We start from the raw sequence: 2500 nt of genomic DNA, 5'->3' as shown, positions 1-2500 counted from the left end.
GCATTATCATAAGGTATCTACACCTGAATACATAGGGTGTAAGAGGCGAACGCAGGGAACTGAAACATCTAAGTACCTGCAGGAAAGGACATCAACCGAGACTCCGCAAGTAGTGGCGAGCGAACGCGGACCAGGCCAGTGGCGATGATTGCTAAAGCAGAACGACTTGGAAAGGTCGGCCATAGTGGGTGATAGCCCCGTATGCGGTGATGCAATTATCGTCCTAGAGTAAGGCGGGACACGTGAAATCCTGTCTGAACATGGGGAGACCACTCTCCAAGCCTAAGTACTCGTGCATGACCGATAGCGAACAAGTACCGTGAGGGAAAGGTGAAAAGCACCCCGACAAGGGGAGTGAAATAGAACCTGAAACCGGTTGCCTACAAACAGTCGGAGCCATTATTGGTGACGGCGTACCTTTTGTATAATGGGTCAACGACTTAGTGTGACATGCAAGCTTAAGCCGATAGGTGTAGGCGCAGCGAAAGCGAGTCTGAATAGGGCGTTTGAGTATGTCGCATTAGACCCGAAACCGAGTGATCTAGCCATGAGCAGGTTGAAGGTTGGGTAACACCAACTGGAGGACCGAACCCGCATCTGTTGCAATAGATTGGGATGACTTGTGGCTAGGGGTGAAAGGCCAATCAAACTCGGAGATAGCTGGTTCTCCGCGAAAACTATTTAGGTAGTGCGTCGAGCGAATACCTCAGGGGGTAGAGCACTGAATGGGCTATGGGGACTCACCGTCTTACTGATCCTAATCAAACTCCGAATACCTGAGAGTACTACTCGGCAGACACACGGCGGGTGCTAACGTCCGTCGTGAAGAGGGCAACAACCCTGACCTCCAGCTAAGGTCCCCAAGTCATGGCTAAGTGGGAAAGGATGTGAGGATCCCAAAACAACCAGGATGTTGGCTTAGAAGCAGCCATCATTTAAAGAAAGCGTAACAGCTCACTGGTCTAATTAAGGGTCTTTGCGCCGAAAATGTAACGGGGCTAAAGCCATGCACCGAAGCTGAGGATGTGATCCCTTTGGGATTACGTGGTAGCGGAGCGTTCCGTAAGCCTGTGAAGGGAGACCCGTGAGGGCTCCTGGAGGTATCGGAAGTGCGAATGTTGACATGAGTAACGATAAAGAGGGTGAGAGACCCTCTCGCCGAAAGACCAAGGGTTCCTGCTTAAAGTTAATCTGAGCAGGGTTAGCCGGCCCCTAAGGCGAGGCGGAAACGCGTAGTCGATGGGAACCACGTTAATATTCGTGGGCCTGGTGGGAAGTGACGGATTGCGTAACTTGTTCTGACTTATTGGATTGTCAGGGCGGGGAAGCGGTTCCAGGAAATAGCCCCACCGTATAGACCGTACCCGAAACCGACACAGGTGGTCAGGTAGAGCATACCAAGGCGCTTGAGAGAACTATGCTGAAGGAACTCGGCAAATTGCACGCGTAACTTCGGAAGAAGCGTGACCCTTTTGTACGCAAGTATGATGGGGTGGCACAGACCAGGGGGTAGCGACTGTTTATCAAAAACACAGGGCTCTGCGAAGTCTTTAAGACGACGTATAGGGCCTGACGCCTGCCCGGTGCTGGAAGGTTAAAGGGAGAGGTGCAAGCTTTGAACTGAAGCCCCAGTAAACGGCGGCCGTAACTATAACGGTCCTAAGGTAGCGAAATTCCTTGTCGGGTAAGTTCCGACCTGCACGAATGGCGTAACGACTTCCCCGCTGTCTCCAGCATAGACTCAGTGAAATTGAATTCCCCGTGAAGATGCGGGGTTCCTGCGGTCAGACGGAAAGACCCCGTGCACCTTTACTATAGCTTTACACTGGCATTCGTGTCGGCATGTGTAGGATAGGTGGTAGGCTTTGAAGCGGGGACGCCAGTTCTCGTGGAGCCATCCTTGAAATACCACCCTTATCGTCATGGATGTCTAACCGCGGTCCGTTATCCGGATCCGGGACAGTGTATGGTGGGTAGTTTGACTGGGGCGGTCGCCTCCGAAAGAGTAACGGAGGCGCGCGATGGTGGGCTCAGAACGGTCGGAAATCGTTCGTCGAGTGCAATGGCATAAGCCCGCCTGACTGCGAGACTGACAAGTCGAGCAGAGACGAAAGTCGGTCATAGTGATCCGGTGGTCCCGCGTGGAAGGGCCATCGCTCAACGGATAAAAGGTACGCCGGGGATAACAGGCTGATGACCCCCAAGAGTCCATATCGACGGGGTTGTTTGGCACCTCGATGTCGGCTCATCGCATCCTGGGGCTGGAGCAGGTCCCAAGGGTTTGGCTGTTCGCCAATTAAAGCGGTACGTGAGCTGGGTTCAGAACGTCGTGAGACAGTTCGGTCCCTATCTGCCGTGGGTGTTGGAATATTGACAGGATCTGTCCCTAGTACGAGAGGACCGGGATGGACATATCTCTGGTGGACCTGTTGTCCTGCCAAGGGCATAGCAGGGTAGCTATATATGGACGGGATAACCGCTGAAGGCATCTAAGCGGGAA

The 2500-nt window shown here is 53.2% G+C and carries 1 rRNA gene (cut by a window edge); it reads left to right on the top strand.

What is annotated here, in order from left to right:
* Nucleotides 1–2500: ribosomal RNA gene (locus tag BSG19_RS25510) — 23S ribosomal RNA — on the top strand (its annotated part extends 252 nt beyond the left edge of the window); the annotation flags it as partial.

The sequence above is a fragment of the Rhizobium sp. NFR03 genome (genome assembly GCF_900111275.1).
Classification (GTDB): domain Bacteria; phylum Pseudomonadota; class Alphaproteobacteria; order Rhizobiales; family Rhizobiaceae; genus Ferranicluibacter.
The sequence above is the reverse complement of the archived record's forward strand: the minus strand, read 5'-3'. Positions and strand labels throughout refer to the sequence as shown.